A 15707-nucleotide genomic window follows, 5' to 3' on the forward strand; every position below is an offset into this window, starting at 1 on the left:
TTTAAAAACTGAATACTGCGCCCACCAGCCCGGCAAATGCAATGAACGCGATGGGATGGATCTTTTTGAATTTGCGCTGGGCCCAGAACAAAAATACCCCCAATGCCAGCGCCTTCCATACAAACAGATCCCCCGGGCTGCCGCTGGCCGCGAAGGCGGGCAGGTCCAGCATGGTCACCTTGAACACGCTCATTCCCGCCGCGGCCACCAGCGCGATGGAGGCGGGGCGCAGCCCATAAAAGCCGCGCTGTACCAGCGGGCTGTTCTGAAAGCGCTTCAGCATGCGGGCGATGACAAGGATGATGACGATGGAGGGCGAAATGAGCCCCAGCGTGGCGACCACGCCGCCCGGCACGCCTGCGGTCAGGTAGCCGGCATAGGTGGCCATGTTGATGCCCAGCGCGCCGGGGGTGGACTCGCTCACCGCGATCATGTTGGCAACGTCTGCGTGGGTGTACCAGCCGGTGGTGTCGGCAATGTTGTAGAGAAAGGGCAGGGTGGCAAGGCCGCCGCCCACCGCGAACAGGCCCGCCTTGGCAAATTCATAAAACAGGCGCAGATAGGTCCACAGCATGCCTCACCGCCCTCCTTCCGGCCTTTTCAGCAGGATGCCGGCCGCCGCAGCCGCCACCACGTAAACCGCGGGGCTGACGCCGATGGGAAGCAGGTCGCCGAAAACGGACAAAACAAAGATCACCGCAAAGATGGCAAAGGTCTTTTTGTCGAGAACGGACTTTTTCCACAGGCGCAGCACCGCGTTCAGGATCAGCACGCACACGCACACCCGGATGCCTGCGAACGCGCTGCGCACCACGGGGTAGGTGAGCAGATAGCCCAGCCCCGCCGCAATGAGCGACAGCAGGATGATGGGCACAAAGGCAAAACCCACCGTGGCCACCACCCCGCCCAGGGGCCCCTTGCGCTTGTTGCCCACAAAGGTGGACACGTTCACCGCAATGATGCCGGGGGTGCACTGCCCGATGGCAAAATAGTCGGCCAGGTCCTCTTCGGTGACCCAGCCGCGCTTTTCAACGCACTCCCGCTCCAGAATGGGCAGCATGGCGTAGCCGCCGCCAAAGGTCACGCTGCCGATCTTTGCAAAGGTGAGGAACAGCTCCAGATAGTCCCGCACGCAAAACCACTTCCCTTTATAAAGCACTGGAATAAGCATACCACGCAGGCGGGTGCGCCCGCAAGCCAAACCTTGCCAAAACCGACCCGGTTCGATTGACATTCGCCCCCGCCTGCCTTACAATAGAAGAAACTGGACACTTTATACAAAAAGTGCCGGACATCACAAAAAGCAGGTGTGTGCAATGTATAAAGCAGAATACGAGCGCTGGCTTGCCCACGAGCTCAGCGACCCTGACCTGAAGCCCGAGCTGGAGAGCGTGGCGGGCGACGACGAGGCCATCAAGGACCGGTTCGCCGTTTCGCTGAAGTTCGGCACCGCCGGGCTGCGGGGCGTGATCGGCGCCGGGACCAACCGGATGAACGTGTACGTGATCCGCCAGGCAACCCAGGGCCTGGCAAACTGGGTCAGGACCCAGGGCGGCAGCCAGACCGTGGCCATCAGCTTCGACAGCCGCAACAAAAGCGACGTGTTTGCCCGCGCCGCGGCCGAGGTGCTGGCCGCAAACGGGGTTAAGGTGCGCATTTACAGCGCGCTGATGCCGGTGCCGGCCCTGAGCTTTGCCACCCGTTATTACAATTGCAATGCGGGCATCATGGTAACGGCCAGCCACAACCCGGCAAAATACAACGGCTATAAGGCCTATGGGCCGGACGGCTGCCAGATGACCGACGAGGCGGCCGATGTGGTGTACGCCGAGATCCAGAAGACCGACGTGCTGACCGGCGCAAAGGCCATGCCCTTTGAAGAGGGGCTGGCCGAGGGGCTGATCCAGTATGTGGGCGAGGATTGCTGCGAGGCCCTGTACGCCGCCATCGAAAGCCGCCAGGTGCGGCCCGGCCTGTGCGCCAACGCGGGGCTCAAGCTGGTGTACAGCCCGCTGAACGGCAGCGGCCTGGTGCCGGTGATGCGGGTTCTGGGGGATATCGGCATCACGGATATTACCATTGTGCCCGAGCAAAAGGACCCGGACGGCAATTTCCCCACCTGCCCCTACCCGAACCCGGAGATCTTCGAGGCGCTGCGCCTGGGGCTGGAGCTGGCCGAGAAAAACGGCGCCGACCTGATGCTGGCCACCGACCCGGACGCCGACCGTGTGGGCATTGCGGTGCGCTGCAAAAACGGCAGCTACGAGCTGCTCAGCGGCAACGAGGTGGGCGTGCTGCTGCTGGATTACATCTGCGCCGCCCGCCTGGAAAACGGCACCATGCCGGAGGACCCGGTGATGGTAAAGAGCATCGTGTCCACCCCTTTAGCGGATGTGGTTGCGGCCCACTATGGTGTGGAGTGCCGCAACGTGCTCACCGGTTTCAAGTGGATCGGCGACCAGATCGCAAAGCTGGAGGCTGCGGGCGAGGTGGAGCGGTTCATCTTTGGCTTCGAGGAGAGCTACGGCTACCTGGCGGGCAGCTATGTGCGGGATAAGGACGCGGTGATCGGCAGCATGCTGATCTGCGAGATGGCCGCCTATTACCGCAGCAAGGGTTCCTCCATCAAGGAGAAGCTGGAACGCATTTACACCCAGTACGGCCGCTATTTGAACAAGGTGGACTCCTTCGAGTTCCCGGGCCTTTCCGGCATGGACAAAATGGCCGCCATCATGGAAAAGCTGCGCAGCCAGCCCCCCCGCGAATTTGCGGGCTACAGGGTGCTCACGGTGGCCGATTATGAAAAGGGCACCGTGACCGAGCTGGCCACCGGAAACACACAGCCCACCGGGCTGCCTGCCGCAAACGTGCTGATCTACGCGCTGGAGGGGGGCGCCGCGGTGGTGGTGCGCCCCAGCGGCACCGAACCCAAGATCAAGACCTATTTCACCACCCTGGGCAAGGATCTTGCCGCCGCCGAGGCCCAAAAGGAAGCTCTGGCCGCGGCGCTGGGGCCTGTGCTTGCCTGACGTTTTAAACCGCATTCGGGCGGCGCTGTGGAAAACAGCGCCGCCCTTTTCGCGTTCTGTGCAATAAAACGCTTGCGCGCAGCGTATCCAGAGTAAAAGGAACCAAAAAAGGAGGCTGGATGGGATGAAACACAAAGGTTTGGCTGCGCTGCTGGCAGCCGGCTGCCTTGCGCTGCTGGCGGGGTGCGCCGCGCCGGGCAGCGGCCCGGCGGGCACCCCGGATCCCTGGGACCCCTGCGAGGCCGGGGGAGACGCGGTGGCGGTCACCTGCCGCATTGTGGACGGCGCGGCCGACGGCGTGCTGCTGCTGGCGGGCCAGGGGGAAGATGAGGGCCTGTATCGGTTGGGGGTGGGCGAAACGCCTCTGTTCCTGGACGACCGGCCGGCCGTGGCCGCAGACCTTGCCGACGGCATGCTGGTGACCGTGTACTTTGACGGCCAGGTGCAGGAGAGCTACCCCGCAGGCTTTTCCGGTGTGAGTGAAATTCGCGCCCAAAGCCAGGGGGCGGACGACCGCTGCGGCCTGGTGCTGGAGGTATTCGATGAGCTGTGGAACACCGACGAGGGCCTGAACGACGGCGTGGTGGAGCTGGGGGTGGACATTGACCCCGCCCTTGTGCCGAATGCCGCGGAGCGGGCGGGTATTGCCTGGCGCTTTGGGGAGCTGCGGGGCGTGCAGAACCCTTTACAGGGCACCTGGGAAGAGCTGGCAGAGCAGGGATACATCCAAAAAGAGGGGCTGGTATGGCCGGAGGGCTGCTTTTTTGCCTTTCATGCGGCGGAAAACACGCCGACCGCCGCCGACCGCTTTGAATTCGACGCCCAGAAATGGCGCAGCGGCCTTGGCGCTTATTTTTTCCAGAACTGCACCGCCAGAGCCGCGAAGGGCGCGGCGGGCGGCTGGACGTATGAGGTGGGCGCGCATGCCATTGCGTGAGAGGTGTTTTTATGAGGAAAAGCAAGCTTTTGCCCGCAGCGGGAATTTGTTTGGCGGCCGTGGTCGGCGGGATCCTGCTTTTTACACGCATGGCGGGCCAAAAGCCGTTTAAAGGGTTGGAGCCGGGAGACATCACGTCCGCTTTTGTGAGATTGTCGCCCCCGGATCGAACCGTCCAGATTACAGACCTGGAAGAACTGGCAAGCTATTTGGACGCTGTTGTGATCTATCATGAAGACAATTCTTACACGCAGTACGCCGGTCAGGCAGTGACATTTGCGATCACCCTGGCGGATGGGACGCAGACGGAGATTATGGCATATAACCCATTTCTTGTGATCGATGGCGTTGGGTACAAGACCCAATATGGGCCTTGCGAAGCGCTGAACGCCTACGCCAACAGACTGCTGGATAAAAATCTGTGAGGTTCTGTTGATCGGGCCGGCCTTAGGGAGCCGGACAGGGACTTGCAAAGCGAATGGTTGACAGGCTGTGGGCGCTTGTGCTATACTGTTTTGGCAATCGTTCCGACGGCTGCTCCATGCGCACAGGATGGCGCGTGCTGGTAGCCTCCAATGAAGGTTGTGATGGGCACATGTATCAAGCATGGCCCCCGTAGTCATAAACCAGAAAGAGGTGAACCGTAATGAAAGAGGGTATCCATCCCAAGTACGTGGACTGCACCATCACCTGCGCTTGCGGCGAGGTCATCCACACCCGCTCCACCCGGCCCGAGATCCGCGTGGAGGTTTGCTCCAAATGCCATCCCTTCTACACCGGCAAGCAGAAGCTGGTCGACACCGGCGGACGCGTGGACCGCTTCAACAAGCGTTTCGGCCTGAAGAAGTAAGCATCGCAAAAGCCAAAAGGCGGTTTGATTTCAAACCGCCTTTTTTGTTGTGTTCAGCGCCCTGTGCGCCGCCGCGCGGGGAGAGTTGTACAAAAGGGGAGGAAACGCCCATGCAGGATTACCGCACCATCCAGGGGGAGGCGGCCGCCGAGCTGGAAGAAAAACGCAGCCGCTTTATTGCCCGGGCGGCTTTTGCCGGCGGGGAAGAGGCGGCGCTGGCGTTTTTGGAGACCGTGCGCGCCGCCAACCGCACGGCCAGCCACAACGTGTACGCCTATGTGCTGCGCGAGGGCGCCCGAACCCGCTATTCCGATGACGGGGAGCCCGCCAAAACGGCTGGCCTGCCGGTGCTGGGGGCCATTCAGCATGCGGGCCTTACCGACTGCATCGTGGTGGTGACCCGCTATTTTGGGGGCACGCTGCTGGGCACAGGGGGCCTGGTGCGCGCCTACACCGAAAGCGCGGCCCGCGCGCTGGCCGCCGCCCGGGTGGTCACGGTGCGGGCCTGTGTTACCTTGAGCCTGGAGCTGGAATATTCGATGTATGAGCGGGCGGTGCTGCTTTTGCGCAGCGCGGGCGCAAAGCTGGCCGAGCCGCAATTCGGGCAGCTGGTCACCCTGCGCGCCACCCTGCCTGCCGGGGCCGAGGCGCCGCTGCTGCCCGCCTTTGCCGAGCTGACCCGCGGCGCGGCGGCGCCACAGGTTTCGCCGCCCTTTTACGCGCCTTTTTGACGTTTGCCGCCGCGCTTCGCCCCCCTTGCCGGGGCGGGCGCGGCAAAACTTGTGACTTCGCAAAAAATTTACAGTTTATCCAAAGGGTTTTGGGGCAATGTATCGTATATACTTATGCAGTCTTATTATTGGGGCATGCCCTGCCGGTGCGCGGGGCGCGCCCGTTTGACCCAGGAGGTGAAGGTTATGCCCACAGTGCGCGAGCGCACCCAGGAGATCGAGCGCATGACCCTGGCGCCCGGCGCTGCCCTGAGCGAAAACAGCCGGGGCCGCCTGCGGCCGGAGGAGGCCTGCCCCCTGCGCACCTGCTACCAGCGCGACCGGGACCGGATCATCCACTGCAAGTCCTTCCGCCGGCTCAAACAAAAAACGCAGGTGTTCCTTTCGCCCGAGGGCGACCACTACCGCACCCGGCTCACCCACACGCTGGAGGTGAACCAGATCGCCCGCACCATCGCCCGGGCGCTGCGCCTGAACGAGGACCTGACCGAGGCCATTGCCCTGGGGCACGATCTGGGGCACACGCCCTTCGGCCACGCGGGCGAGCGAGCGCTGAACGCTTTGTGCCCCGGTGGTTTTAAACACTACCAGCAGAGCGTGCGGGTGGTGGACAAGCTGGAAAAGAACTTTCAGGGCCTGAACCTTACCTGGGAGGTGCGCAACGGCTTTATCTGCCACACCCGCGGCAAGTGGGCCGCCACCCTGGAGGGGCGGGCGGTGCGCTATGCAGACCGCATTGCTTATATGAACCACGACATTGAGGACGCCATCACCGCCGGCGTGCTGCGCCCGGACGCACTGCCCAAGGAGATCGTGCAGGTGCTGGGCGCAACCAAGGGCGTGCGCATCACCACCCTGATCTCCGACCTGGTGGAGCACAGCACCCCTGCCGACCTGGCGTTCAGCCCCGAGGTGGGCGAGGCGTACGAGGCGCTGCACGATTTTATGTATTCCACCGTGTATGTGGACAAGCAGGCAAAGCGCGAGGAACAAAAGGTGGAAAAGGTGATCGCAGAGCTGTATGAGCGGTTTGTGACCAATCCGAACCTTTTGCCGGACGGCTTTCTGCAGATCGTGTACCAGCAGGGCACCGACCGGGCCGTGACCGACTATATCAGCGGCATGAGCGACGAGTTCGCCATCCGCACCTTCGAGGACTTTTTTGTGCCCCAAAAGTGGCACGTACTTTAAACCGGCAAAAGCAGCCGGGCGGAAGGGGGCAGGGCCGTGATCCCGCACGAATATGTGGAGGAGGTGGTGCGCCGCAACGACATCACCGACGTGGTGGGCAGCTATGTGCAGCTGCGCCACCGGGGCCGCACTCACACCGGTTTGTGCCCGTTTCACAGCGAGAAAACGCCCTCGTTTGTGGTTTACCCCGAGACCCAGAGTTTTTATTGCTTCGGCTGCGGGGCCGGGGGCGACGTGATCACCTTCATCAAAAAGATCAGCAACCTGGACTATGTGGAGGCGGTGAAGCTTTTGGCCGGGCGGGCGGGCATGCCCCTGCCCGAAGAGGACGACAAGGTGGGCCGGCTGCGCAGCCGGGTGCTGGGCATCAACCGGGCGGCGGCGCGCTTTTTTTACGAGCAGCTCAACGCCGACACCGAGGAAGCCAAGGCGGCCCGCGCTTATTGGCGGGGGCGCGGCCTGTCCGATTCCACCATCCGCCGCTTCGGCCTGGGGTACGCCCCCAACGACTTTTCGGCCATGCGGCGCCATTTGCGGGGCCTTGGCTTTTCCGAGGAGGAGATGCTGGCCTCCGGCATTGTAAAGCGCAGCGAAAAGGGCAATGTGTACGACGCGTTCCGGGGCCGGGTGATGACCCCCATCTTTGATTTGCGGGGGAACGTGATCGCCTTCGGCGGCCGCGTGCTGGGCGATGAAAAGCCTAAATACATCAACAGCCCGGAAACGCTGGTGTACAAAAAGAGCAAGGCGATGTTCGCGCTGAACATTGCCAAAAAAGAGCCCAGCCGCAGATATATCCTGTGCGAGGGCTATATGGACGTGATCAGCCTGCACCAGGCGGGTTTCAACACGGCGGTGGCCGCCTGCGGCACCGCTTTGACCCCCGACCAGGTGCGCATGTTGGGCGAATACGCCGACGAGGTGGTGCTCTGCTACGATTCGGACGAGGCGGGCCAAAAGGCCACCGCCCGCAGCCTGGGCCTTTTTGCAGAGAGCCCGGTTAAGGTTTCGGTGCTGAACATCCCCGGCGCAAAGGACCCGGACGAATTCATCAAAAAGTACGGCAAAGAGCGGTTTGAGAGCCTGCTGAACGGCACGGCCAATGCCATTGAGTACAAGCTTGCCAAGGTGCGGGAGAAATACGACCTTGGCCGGCCGGCAGACCGGGTGGAATACATCAAGGATGCCATCAAGCTGCTGGCGGGCAAGGTGACACCCACCGAGAGGGACGTGTATGCGGGCCGGTTGGCCGAGGAGACCGATGTGGCCAAAAGCGCTGTTCTGGCGCAGCTGGACGCGGCGGTGAAAGCCGGCCGGCGCAGGGCCGAGCGCCAGCGCCAGCAGGGGCTGCTGGGCCAGGGCGCCGGGGCGGACATCAAGCTGCCCTACAACGCCCCCGGGGGCGAAAAGGCTTTGGGGGTGGCCAGCGCCGAGCAGCAGCTTGTTACAGCCCTGATCAAGGACCCGTCGCTCATCCCCGTCGCCCGGGCACGGGTGGGGCCCGAGCGCTTTTTGATGCAGGATATGGCCGACGCCTACCGGGCCGTGCTTGCCTGCGCCGACGAGGGCGCGGCGCCCGAACTGGCGGTGCTGGCAACCCGCCTGCCGGAAGATACGGTGAGCCTGCTCTCGCGGCTTTTGGCACGCAATTACGATGTGGCGCTGGGCAAAAAGGACCTGGAGCTGTATCTGGACCGCATTGAGCAGAGCGTGCCCAAAAGCGTGGAAGCCGGACGCATGAGCGAACAGGAGCTGGAAGAATATTTCGCGCGGCTGCGCGAAAAAAAGCAGTGAGCGGCGCGAGGCGCACAGCGCCCCCGCGCCTTTGCCCATTGGGCCTGAACATAGCCCCGCAGGGGAGACCGGAAAGTAGTACCTATCAGGAGGAAGTATAGCATTATGGCTGAAAAGAAAAACGTGATCCGCGAACTCATCGAGACCGGCAAGCGCAACGGAAAGCTCACCACAAAAGAGATCAACGACGCTATCGAGGAGAGCGGGTTTGACGTGGAGCAGATCGACAAGCTCTACGAAACCATGGAGGGCCATGGAATTGAGATCGTGGAGGAGCCCGACCCCGAGGCCGAGACCTTTACCCTGACCGAAGAGAGCGTGGATTTGTTCGAGAGCGCCCTGTCGGCGGAGGGGGTTGCCATCGACGACCCCGTAAAGGTCTATTTGAAAGAGATTGGCCGCGTGCCCCTGCTGAGCAGCGACGAGGAGATCCGGCTGGCGCTGGATATTCTGGCCGGGGGCGAGGCGCAGGAAAAGCGCACCGCCCAGTTCCCTGAGATCTGCCGCATCGAGGCGGACCAGACGCTTTCGGTGGTGGAGCGCAAGGAGCAGATGGAGCAGGCCCGCGCCGTGCTCACCCGTGAACAGCTGGCCGAGCTGGGCAGGCTGGACACCGCCGCCCGCCGGGGCGAGCGCGCAAAACAGCGCCTTTCGGAGGCCAACCTGCGGCTGGTGGTGTCCATTGCCAAGCGGTATGTGGGCCGCGGGATGCAGTTCCTGGACCTGATTCAGGAGGGGAACCTGGGCCTGATCAAGGCGGTGGAAAAGTTCGACCACACAAAGGGCTTTAAGTTCTCTACCTATGCCACCTGGTGGATCCGGCAGGCCATCACCCGCGCCATTGCCGACCAGGCCCGCACCATCCGCATTCCGGTGCATATGGTCGAGACCATCAACAAGGTGAAAAAGGTATCGAGCCAGCTGCTGCACCAGAACGGCCATGAGCCCACGGCCGATGAGATCAGCGACGCGCTGGAAATGCCGGTGGAAAAGGTGCGGGAGATCATGCGGGTGGCGCAGGAGCCCGTGAGCCTGGAAACGCCCATCGGCGAAGAGGAGGACAGCCACCTGGGCGACTTCATCCCGGATGAGGACGCCCCTGTGCCGGCCGAGGCCGCCAGCCATACCCTGCTGAAAGAGCAGCTTTCCAGCGTGCTGTCCACCCTGACCCCCCGGGAAGAAAAGGTTCTGCGCCTGCGCTTTGGCCTGGAGGACGGCCGCCCCCGCACCCTGGAAGAGGTGGGGCACGAGTTCGAGGTGACCCGCGAGCGCATCCGGCAGATCGAGGCCAAAGCCCTGCGCAAGCTGCGCCACCCCAGCCGCTCGAAAAAACTCAAGGACTTTTTGGATTGATTCCCGCCGGCCCAGGCCGGCCCCAGGCAGCGCCCCGGAGCGTTTTTCGCCCCCGGGGCGCTGTTTTTGCGCAGGACGCCCGGCGGCGTTTGACGCTTTGAGTAAAAACCTTATCCGAACGGTGCGGTTTTGCCTGAAACAGGGATTTGTCACTTTCCCTGAAAGGCTTTTTATGGTATCCTCGTTATATTAGTGTAAAAGCTGCGGGCAGGCGCCCGCAACTGGGGAGGAAACAGAAATGGATTTGCGGTGGCTCAGAGCGCCCGACCTGAAAGAGATCGAGCGTGAGGAAAAAAAGACCCGGCATTTTGCCCGGGGGCTTAATTATTATAAGTTGTTTTGGGTGTTTTTCATCGGCTGCTTTTTGGGGGTGGTCATCGAGACCATCTGGTGCATTGTGACCCGCGGCCATTACGAAAGCCGGGTGGGTTTGATTTACGGGCCCTTTAACCTGGTATATGGGTTCGGCGCGCTGAGCCTGTGTGTAGGCCTTTACTGGCTGCGGGGCAAGCGGGACTCCCTGATCCTGCTGGGGGGCGCGGTGCTGGGCAGCGTGGTGGAATATGTGTGCAGCTGGGTGCAGGAGGTGATGTTCGGCTCGACCTCGTGGGATTACTCGGCCATGCCCTTTAACCTGAACGGCCGCATCAACCTGCTGTATTCGCTGTTTTGGGGCATTCTGGCCATCGCCTGGGTGAAGGACGTGTACCCCAGGCTGACGGGGCTGATTTTGAAGATCCCCAACAAGATCGGCAAGCCCCTGACCTGGCTGCTGACGGTGTTTATGATCTTTAACGCGGTGATGAGCGCGGTGGCGGTGGAGCGCTGGGTCGAGCGGACCCAAAGCATCGCGCCGGCCACGGCCCTGGGCAGTTACATGGACGAACATTACCCGGACGAACGGATGCAGCGCATCTACGCCAACATGGAATTTAAATAGCCTGTAAAAGGGGAGAGCCCTCTGCCGAACGGTGGAGGCTCTCCCCTTTTTGCGGGAGAAAGCGGCTCTCTTCTTGAATCCGCCGGCAATTTGTGTTATATTGATGAAGAACATGTGAAGAAATGCCAAAAAAGGGTACCCTTTTTTGTTTTCCCCCTAAGGGGGAAAACAATGGGAATTAAAGGCAAAAACGCCAAGAAGTTGGCCGCAGGGAGGAACCACAGTGGAGCAGGAGTATGAAACGATCGATCTGCGCGAGATATTGTTTTTAATTAAGAACAATCTGCTGGCAATTGTTGCCAGCACGGTGATCTGTGCGCTGCTGGGATTTATCGTGACTACCTTTTTGATCACCCCGAAATACGAGGCCAGCGCGACGATGATCGTGAACTCGCGCCAGGAGCAAACGGCCAACCTGACCAATGACATGATCACCACGGCAAAAAACCTGGTGGCGACCTACAGCATCATCGTAAAAAGCGACACGGTGCTGGACGAGGTGATCGACCAATTGGGGCTGGAGCTGAGCTATGAACAGCTGGAAAAAAAGGTGACGGTGAGTGCGGTGGATTCCACCCAGGTGATGAAGATCGCCGTGCAGGATGAGAACCCCGCCCAGGCCAAGGCCATTACCGAGGCGATCACACAGATCGCCCCGCCCATCATCCAGGACAAGGTGGAAGCCGGCTCGGTGAAGGTAATCAGCGAGGCGCGGGCAGGGGAAAGGCCGGTCTCGCCCAACAAAAAGATGAACACGGCCATCGCCGGGCTGCTGGGGCTGGTGCTGAGCGTGGGTGTGGTGTTTTTGCGGGAGATGCTGAACAACACCTTCAAGACCGACGACGATATCCAGAAATATCTGGGCTTTACCGTGCTGGGGGTCATCCCTCATGTGGAGATGGAGGGCTGAGCCATGAAGTTAAAAGGATTTTCGTTTGGGAAAAAGAGCCAGAAAAAGCAGGGCTCCACCCGCAAATTGCAGATCATCTCCAAGACCGCGCCCTTTCAGTATGTGGAGGCGTATAAGACGCTGCGCACCAACCTGAACTTCATGGCGGTGAGCAACAAATACCAAAAGATCGTGGTGACCAGCTCGATCCCCGGGGAGGGCAAGAGCAACGTGGCCATCAACCTGTGTGTGTCGCTGGCCGAGACCGGCAAGAAGGTGCTGCTGATCGACTGCGACCTGCGCAAGCCGGTGCTGCACAAGTACCTGCGCATCACCCGGCGCGCCCAGGGCCTGAGCAACCTGCTGAGCGGCGAGGCGGCGCCGGCGGACGTGGTGGTGCGGTTCAGCGACCTGCACTTCGATGTGATCACCGCGGGCATTGTGCCGCCGAACCCCGCCGAGCTGCTGGGCTCGGCCCGGATGGGGGAGATATTGCAGATCCTGGGGAGCCAATACGATTATATCATTATGGACACACCGCCCGCCTCGGTGGTGACCGACGCCGCGGTGTTGGGCACCTTGGCGGACGGCGTGCTGTTTGTGGTGAGCCAGGGCAACGCCACCATCGAGTCGGCACAGCTGGCGAAAAAGAACCTGGAATCGACCCACACGAACATCATCGGCGCGGTGCTGAACGGGTTCGATTTGAAGAGCACCTCGCGGGATACCGGATATTACTACTCGTACGAGTACGGCTATTACAAGTAAGGAGCGGGAAGGGCCATGGTCGATCTGCACAGCCACATCCTGCCCGGGGTGGACGACGGCGCCAAAACGCCCGAAGATTCGCTGGCGCTGCTGCGCGCGCAGCTGGAGGGCGGGGTGGACCGCATTGCCCTGACCCCGCACTTCAACGCCGAGCGCACCACGGTGGAGGCCTTTTGCCAAAAGCGGGCCGAGGCGTTCCAGCGGCTGGAGGCGGCGGTGGCAGAGGCCGGGCTGCAGGTGCGGCTGAAGCTGGGGGCCGAGGTGTTTTTCAGCCCGGAGCTGCCCGACCTGGATCTTGACCCCCTGTGCCTTGCGGGCACGCCCTACCTGCTGGTGGAGTTCCACCCCTCGTTTTACCCCGCCTGGGCCAAAGACATTTTTTATGAGCTGCAGCTGCGGGGCATCACCCCGCTTTTGGCGCATATAGAGCGCTACCCTTACATGCTGAGCGACCCCCGGCGGCTGCACGAGCTGGCCGAGGCGGGGGTGCTTTTGCAGGTGAACGCGGGCAGCCTGCTGAAGGGCGGCAGCCGCGCCGCCATGATCCAAAAGCTTTTGCGGTGGGATTTGGCGCACTGCCTGGCCACCGATACACATTCCCTGGAAAAGCGGCCCCCGCTTTTGCCCCAGGCCCTGCGCAAGGCGGGGGACTGGTGCGGCGAGGCGGCGGCGGAGCGGCTGGTGCAGACCGGGGAGGCCGTGTTTGACGGCCTGGAACCGGACCTGCCCGAGCCCCGGCAGCCCAAAAAGCTGTTTGGCCGCTGGTTTTAACCGTGCTATATAAGGCAGGCCTGCAAGGGCCCGCTTTGTATAAATTTTTGAGGAAAGGAGGACGATTCCCATGAAAAAGGTATTTGCACTGCTGATGGTGCTGGTGCTGGCCTGCGCTTTGTGCGTGCCGGCGTTGGCGGCAGGCACGACAACCTACAATGCGACGCAGCTGGCTGCGAAGCGCGGCGAAGTTCCCAGCGAACTGCTGGGCGCGTTTGACGCGGTGGTGGGCGCTATGGGTAGCGCCACTATCACTGTGGACACCGACGCTGTGAAGGCGATTCGGAGCGACGTTGAGGCTGCGTTGAACAACACCGCTTCGGCGGGCACTGTGGACCAGGTTTTGACCAATGCGGTTGACCGCCTGAACGCCGCTGTGACCGGCATCAGCGTTTCAGTGAGCAAGCTGAGCCTGGACCCCATGACTGGCAAGGTGACCGTTGAGGGCACCGTGACCGTGGATGGTGGCAATTCCGTGAATGTTTCCGCCAATGCGACTGCGCAGAAGGTGAAGGACACCAGCGGCAGCTCCGGCTTCAGCAGCACCACCAGCAACACCGCCGCAGCAGCCTCCAGCGTGATCAAGGCCACCGGCTTTGACACCACCGCTGTGGTGATGGTCATTCTGGCCATTGCCGGCGTGCTGGGCGTGGCGACCGTGAAGGCTCGCAAACTGGACTGATCTGTTAACCTGTTAGCAGACCATCCCCTTGCATTGTCAAGGCCTTGCAAGGCAGGGGGGAGGAACCCATTGTGCTAACTCCCCTCTTCTTTCGTTGAGATCACCGGGCGCCCATGCGCCTGTTTTTATAAAAGGGTTTCCAAAGGGGGCTTTCAAGATGGACCACGCGCACAAGGAACGCAGGGCGGCGGGCTTTTTTCTGGCGCCGCTGTGCTTTGTTTTGTTGAACGGCCTGCTGCTGTTTTTGGTGGCAAGCCCGATCCTGAGCCCCTATGTGGGGCTGGCGAAATACCTGTGTTCCGACCAGGTGCAGCCCCAGCCCACCGACCTGTACGCGGGGCTTGCCGAGGGCATTGCCCACAGCGGCGAGCAGCCGGAGGAGGCCGCGGTGATCCCTTTGAGCGGGATCGCCTACCCCCAAAAGGGCGACCGGTACGGCCAGATCACGGTGGAGGGCACCAGCGTGGACGCGCCGCTGTATTACGGCGATTCCACAAAGCAGCTGAACCGGGGCGCCGCCACCTATGCCGACTCGGCGGGCGCGGGCATTCCTGGCCAGCAGAAGACCATTCTTTTGGCGGGCCATAACAACACCTTTTTCAACGGCCTGCAGGATGTGCAGGAGGGGGCGCTGGTGCACATCTCGACCCATTACGGCGAGTATGTGTACCGGGTGACCGAAATGAAGATCGCGGATTACCAGGACACCACCACCTACGATTTCACCCGCACCGACGAGAACCTGATCCTATATACCTGCTACCCCTTCGACGCGCTGGGCTTTACCCCACAGCGCTATTTCGTGTACGGCGAATACGTCTCGGGCCCGGTGCTGGACCCCACACGCTGAAAGGCTGCGAGAGAGGAAGCAAGGTATGAAACAAAAAGTGGACATGCGCGCGGCCCTGACCGCCCTGGTAAGCTGGCTGCTGAGCCTTACCCTGAGCCTGACAGTGCTGTTGGGGGTGCTGGTCTGCACCGTGAACAACCCCAGCTTTTTGAAATCGCAGATCCTGGAGAGCGGGTACCACCGGGATGTGTGGGATCAGCTGGACCAGAACTATAAAAGCTACGGCAACGCGGGGGGCATCCCCGAGAGCGTGATGGGAGCCATTATTACCGAGGATGAGGTGCAGCAGGACCTGTTCAGCGAGGTGGAGCGCTTTTACAGGGGCGAGCGCACCGCGCAGGCGCACCCGGAGGTGGCCGCCGCCGCGCTGGCCGCCATTGAAGAGAACCTGGCCGAGCGGGGGATCGAGATGAACGACGAGATCCGCGCGGGCATTGAGGACCTGGCGAACGGCTGCCAGGTGGATTACGAGAACTACGTGCGCATCCCCATGGCGGGCATGCTGGCACCGTATCTGCTGAAGCTGCACACCCTGAGCCGGATGGTGCTGACCGCGCTGGGCTTTTTGGCGCTGGCCGCGCTGGGGGTGCTGTTTGGCCTGCAGCGCAGCGGGCCCGCCCGGCTGCGCTGGACCATCTACCCCTTTTCCGCCGCGGCCGTGTTCAGCTTTGCTGTTCCGGCCATCGCCGGCCTGACGCTGGAGGTGGAACGGCTGAACCTGGAGCCGCGCATCCTGCGGCATATGCTGGCGGTGTATGTGGACGGCGTGCTTTTCAGTTTTGTGTATTTTGGCCTTTTGTGCGCGGTGACGGCGGCGGTGCTGCTGGTGGCCTGGCTGCGGGGGCGCAGGCGCTACCGCGCGGCCCTGCGGCGGCAGGCGTACCGCATGCAGGAGGAGGACGAAGTTTAGGGCAAAAGCCGG

Annotated in this window: 17 protein-coding genes; 15 read left to right on the top strand and 2 right to left on the bottom strand. The window is 61.9% G+C overall.

Going from position 1 to position 15707, the window contains the following annotated elements; translation table 11 throughout:
- Position 1 precedes the first annotated feature (1 nt).
- Together ACMLHZ_RS12150 and ACMLHZ_RS12155 are read right to left on the bottom strand one after the other, a co-directional pair.
- Positions 2-574: a chromate transporter gene (locus tag ACMLHZ_RS12150; protein ID WP_418667956.1), complete on the bottom strand. Its 573-nt coding sequence runs from the start codon at positions 572-574 to the stop codon at positions 2-4.
- Between the two features lie 3 nt (positions 575-577).
- On the bottom strand, positions 578-1132 hold the full coding sequence (locus ACMLHZ_RS12155) for a chromate transporter (protein ID WP_418667957.1): 555 nt from the start codon (positions 1130-1132) through the stop codon (positions 578-580).
- 184 nt (positions 1133-1316) lie between these two features.
- On the opposite strand from ACMLHZ_RS12155, the gene ACMLHZ_RS12160 reads away from it, so the two are divergent.
- The 15 genes from ACMLHZ_RS12160 to ACMLHZ_RS12230 all read left to right on the top strand — a co-directional run bounded on the left by ACMLHZ_RS12160 (position 1317) and on the right by ACMLHZ_RS12230 (position 15695).
- Positions 1317-3029, top strand: a complete 1713-nt coding sequence (locus tag ACMLHZ_RS12160) for a phospho-sugar mutase (RefSeq protein WP_418667958.1) — start codon at positions 1317-1319, stop codon at positions 3027-3029.
- A 124-nt stretch (positions 3030-3153) separates the two neighbouring features.
- Entirely contained in the window at positions 3154-3966 is an 813-nt protein-coding gene (locus ACMLHZ_RS12165) for a hypothetical protein (protein WP_418667959.1), read from the top strand.
- Positions 3967-3977: 11 nt separating this feature from the next.
- Positions 3978-4391: a hypothetical protein gene (locus ACMLHZ_RS12170; protein ID WP_418667960.1), complete on the top strand. Its 414-nt coding sequence runs from the start codon at positions 3978-3980 to the stop codon at positions 4389-4391.
- Between the two features lie 221 nt (positions 4392-4612).
- Complete coding sequence (gene rpmE / locus ACMLHZ_RS12175; RefSeq protein ID WP_177562677.1) at positions 4613-4816, top strand: 50S ribosomal protein L31; 204 nt, start codon at positions 4613-4615, stop codon at positions 4814-4816.
- Positions 4817-4926: 110 nt separating this feature from the next.
- On the top strand, positions 4927-5547 hold the full coding sequence (locus ACMLHZ_RS12180; RefSeq protein ID WP_418667961.1) for an IMPACT family protein: 621 nt from the start codon (positions 4927-4929) through the stop codon (positions 5545-5547).
- A gap of 186 nt (positions 5548-5733) precedes the next feature.
- Positions 5734-6738 carry a deoxyguanosinetriphosphate triphosphohydrolase gene (locus ACMLHZ_RS12185; RefSeq protein ID WP_418667962.1) on the top strand — a complete coding sequence of 335 codons (1005 nt, stop codon included), beginning with the start codon at positions 5734-5736 and terminating at the stop codon, positions 6736-6738.
- A 36-nt stretch (positions 6739-6774) separates the two neighbouring features.
- Positions 6775-8532, top strand: coding sequence for a DNA primase (dnaG, locus tag ACMLHZ_RS12190; RefSeq protein ID WP_418667963.1), 1758 nt, complete (start codon positions 6775-6777; stop codon positions 8530-8532).
- A gap of 105 nt (positions 8533-8637) precedes the next feature.
- Positions 8638-9885: an RNA polymerase sigma factor RpoD gene (gene rpoD / locus ACMLHZ_RS12195; protein ID WP_418667964.1), complete on the top strand. Its 1248-nt coding sequence runs from the start codon at positions 8638-8640 to the stop codon at positions 9883-9885.
- A 238-nt stretch (positions 9886-10123) separates the two neighbouring features.
- A complete protein-coding gene (locus tag ACMLHZ_RS12200) occupies positions 10124-10825 on the top strand; it encodes a putative ABC transporter permease (protein WP_418667965.1) in 702 nt (233 codons plus the stop codon).
- 223 nt (positions 10826-11048) lie between these two features.
- A complete protein-coding gene (locus ACMLHZ_RS12205; RefSeq protein ID WP_418667966.1) occupies positions 11049-11735 on the top strand; it encodes a YveK family protein in 687 nt (228 codons plus the stop codon).
- A 3-nt stretch (positions 11736-11738) separates the two neighbouring features.
- A complete protein-coding gene (locus ACMLHZ_RS12210; protein ID WP_418667967.1) occupies positions 11739-12482 on the top strand; it encodes a CpsD/CapB family tyrosine-protein kinase in 744 nt (247 codons plus the stop codon).
- 15 nt (positions 12483-12497) lie between these two features.
- Positions 12498-13253: a tyrosine-protein phosphatase gene (locus ACMLHZ_RS12215; RefSeq protein ID WP_418667968.1), complete on the top strand. Its 756-nt coding sequence runs from the start codon at positions 12498-12500 to the stop codon at positions 13251-13253.
- 70 nt (positions 13254-13323) lie between these two features.
- Positions 13324-13935, top strand: coding sequence for a hypothetical protein (locus tag ACMLHZ_RS12220; RefSeq protein ID WP_418667969.1), 612 nt, complete (start codon positions 13324-13326; stop codon positions 13933-13935).
- A gap of 157 nt (positions 13936-14092) precedes the next feature.
- Positions 14093-14785 (top strand): class D sortase, encoded by a 693-nt coding sequence (locus ACMLHZ_RS12225; protein WP_418667970.1) that lies wholly within the window; start codon positions 14093-14095, stop codon positions 14783-14785.
- Positions 14786-14810: 25 nt separating this feature from the next.
- Positions 14811-15695 (top strand): hypothetical protein, encoded by an 885-nt coding sequence (locus tag ACMLHZ_RS12230; RefSeq protein ID WP_418667971.1) that lies wholly within the window; start codon positions 14811-14813, stop codon positions 15693-15695.
- Positions 15696-15707: the final 12 nt, after the last annotated feature.

Source organism: Allofournierella sp., from assembly GCF_048388525.1.
GTDB lineage: Bacteria > Bacillota > Clostridia > Oscillospirales > Ruminococcaceae > BQOK01.

Coding starts and splice junctions, on each gene's coding strand:
- ACMLHZ_RS12230 (WP_418667971.1), top strand. CDS start 14,811: ATGAAACAAAAAGTGGACATGCGCGCGGCCCTGACCGCCCTGGTAAGC.
- rpoD (WP_418667964.1), top strand. CDS start 8,638: ATGGCTGAAAAGAAAAACGTGATCCGCGAACTCATCGAGACCGGCAAG.
- ACMLHZ_RS12180 (WP_418667961.1), top strand. CDS start 4,927: ATGCAGGATTACCGCACCATCCAGGGGGAGGCGGCCGCCGAGCTGGAA.
- ACMLHZ_RS12160 (WP_418667958.1), top strand. CDS start 1,317: ATGTATAAAGCAGAATACGAGCGCTGGCTTGCCCACGAGCTCAGCGAC.
- ACMLHZ_RS12165 (WP_418667959.1), top strand. CDS start 3,154: ATGAAACACAAAGGTTTGGCTGCGCTGCTGGCAGCCGGCTGCCTTGCG.
- ACMLHZ_RS12185 (WP_418667962.1), top strand. CDS start 5,734: ATGCCCACAGTGCGCGAGCGCACCCAGGAGATCGAGCGCATGACCCTG.
- ACMLHZ_RS12215 (WP_418667968.1), top strand. CDS start 12,498: ATGGTCGATCTGCACAGCCACATCCTGCCCGGGGTGGACGACGGCGCC.
- ACMLHZ_RS12225 (WP_418667970.1), top strand. CDS start 14,093: ATGGACCACGCGCACAAGGAACGCAGGGCGGCGGGCTTTTTTCTGGCG.
- ACMLHZ_RS12200 (WP_418667965.1), top strand. CDS start 10,124: ATGGATTTGCGGTGGCTCAGAGCGCCCGACCTGAAAGAGATCGAGCGT.
- ACMLHZ_RS12170 (WP_418667960.1), top strand. CDS start 3,978: ATGAGGAAAAGCAAGCTTTTGCCCGCAGCGGGAATTTGTTTGGCGGCC.
- ACMLHZ_RS12150 (WP_418667956.1), bottom strand. CDS start 574: ATGCTGTGGACCTATCTGCGCCTGTTTTATGAATTTGCCAAGGCGGGC.
- rpmE (WP_177562677.1), top strand. CDS start 4,613: ATGAAAGAGGGTATCCATCCCAAGTACGTGGACTGCACCATCACCTGC.
- ACMLHZ_RS12210 (WP_418667967.1), top strand. CDS start 11,739: ATGAAGTTAAAAGGATTTTCGTTTGGGAAAAAGAGCCAGAAAAAGCAG.
- ACMLHZ_RS12220 (WP_418667969.1), top strand. CDS start 13,324: ATGAAAAAGGTATTTGCACTGCTGATGGTGCTGGTGCTGGCCTGCGCT.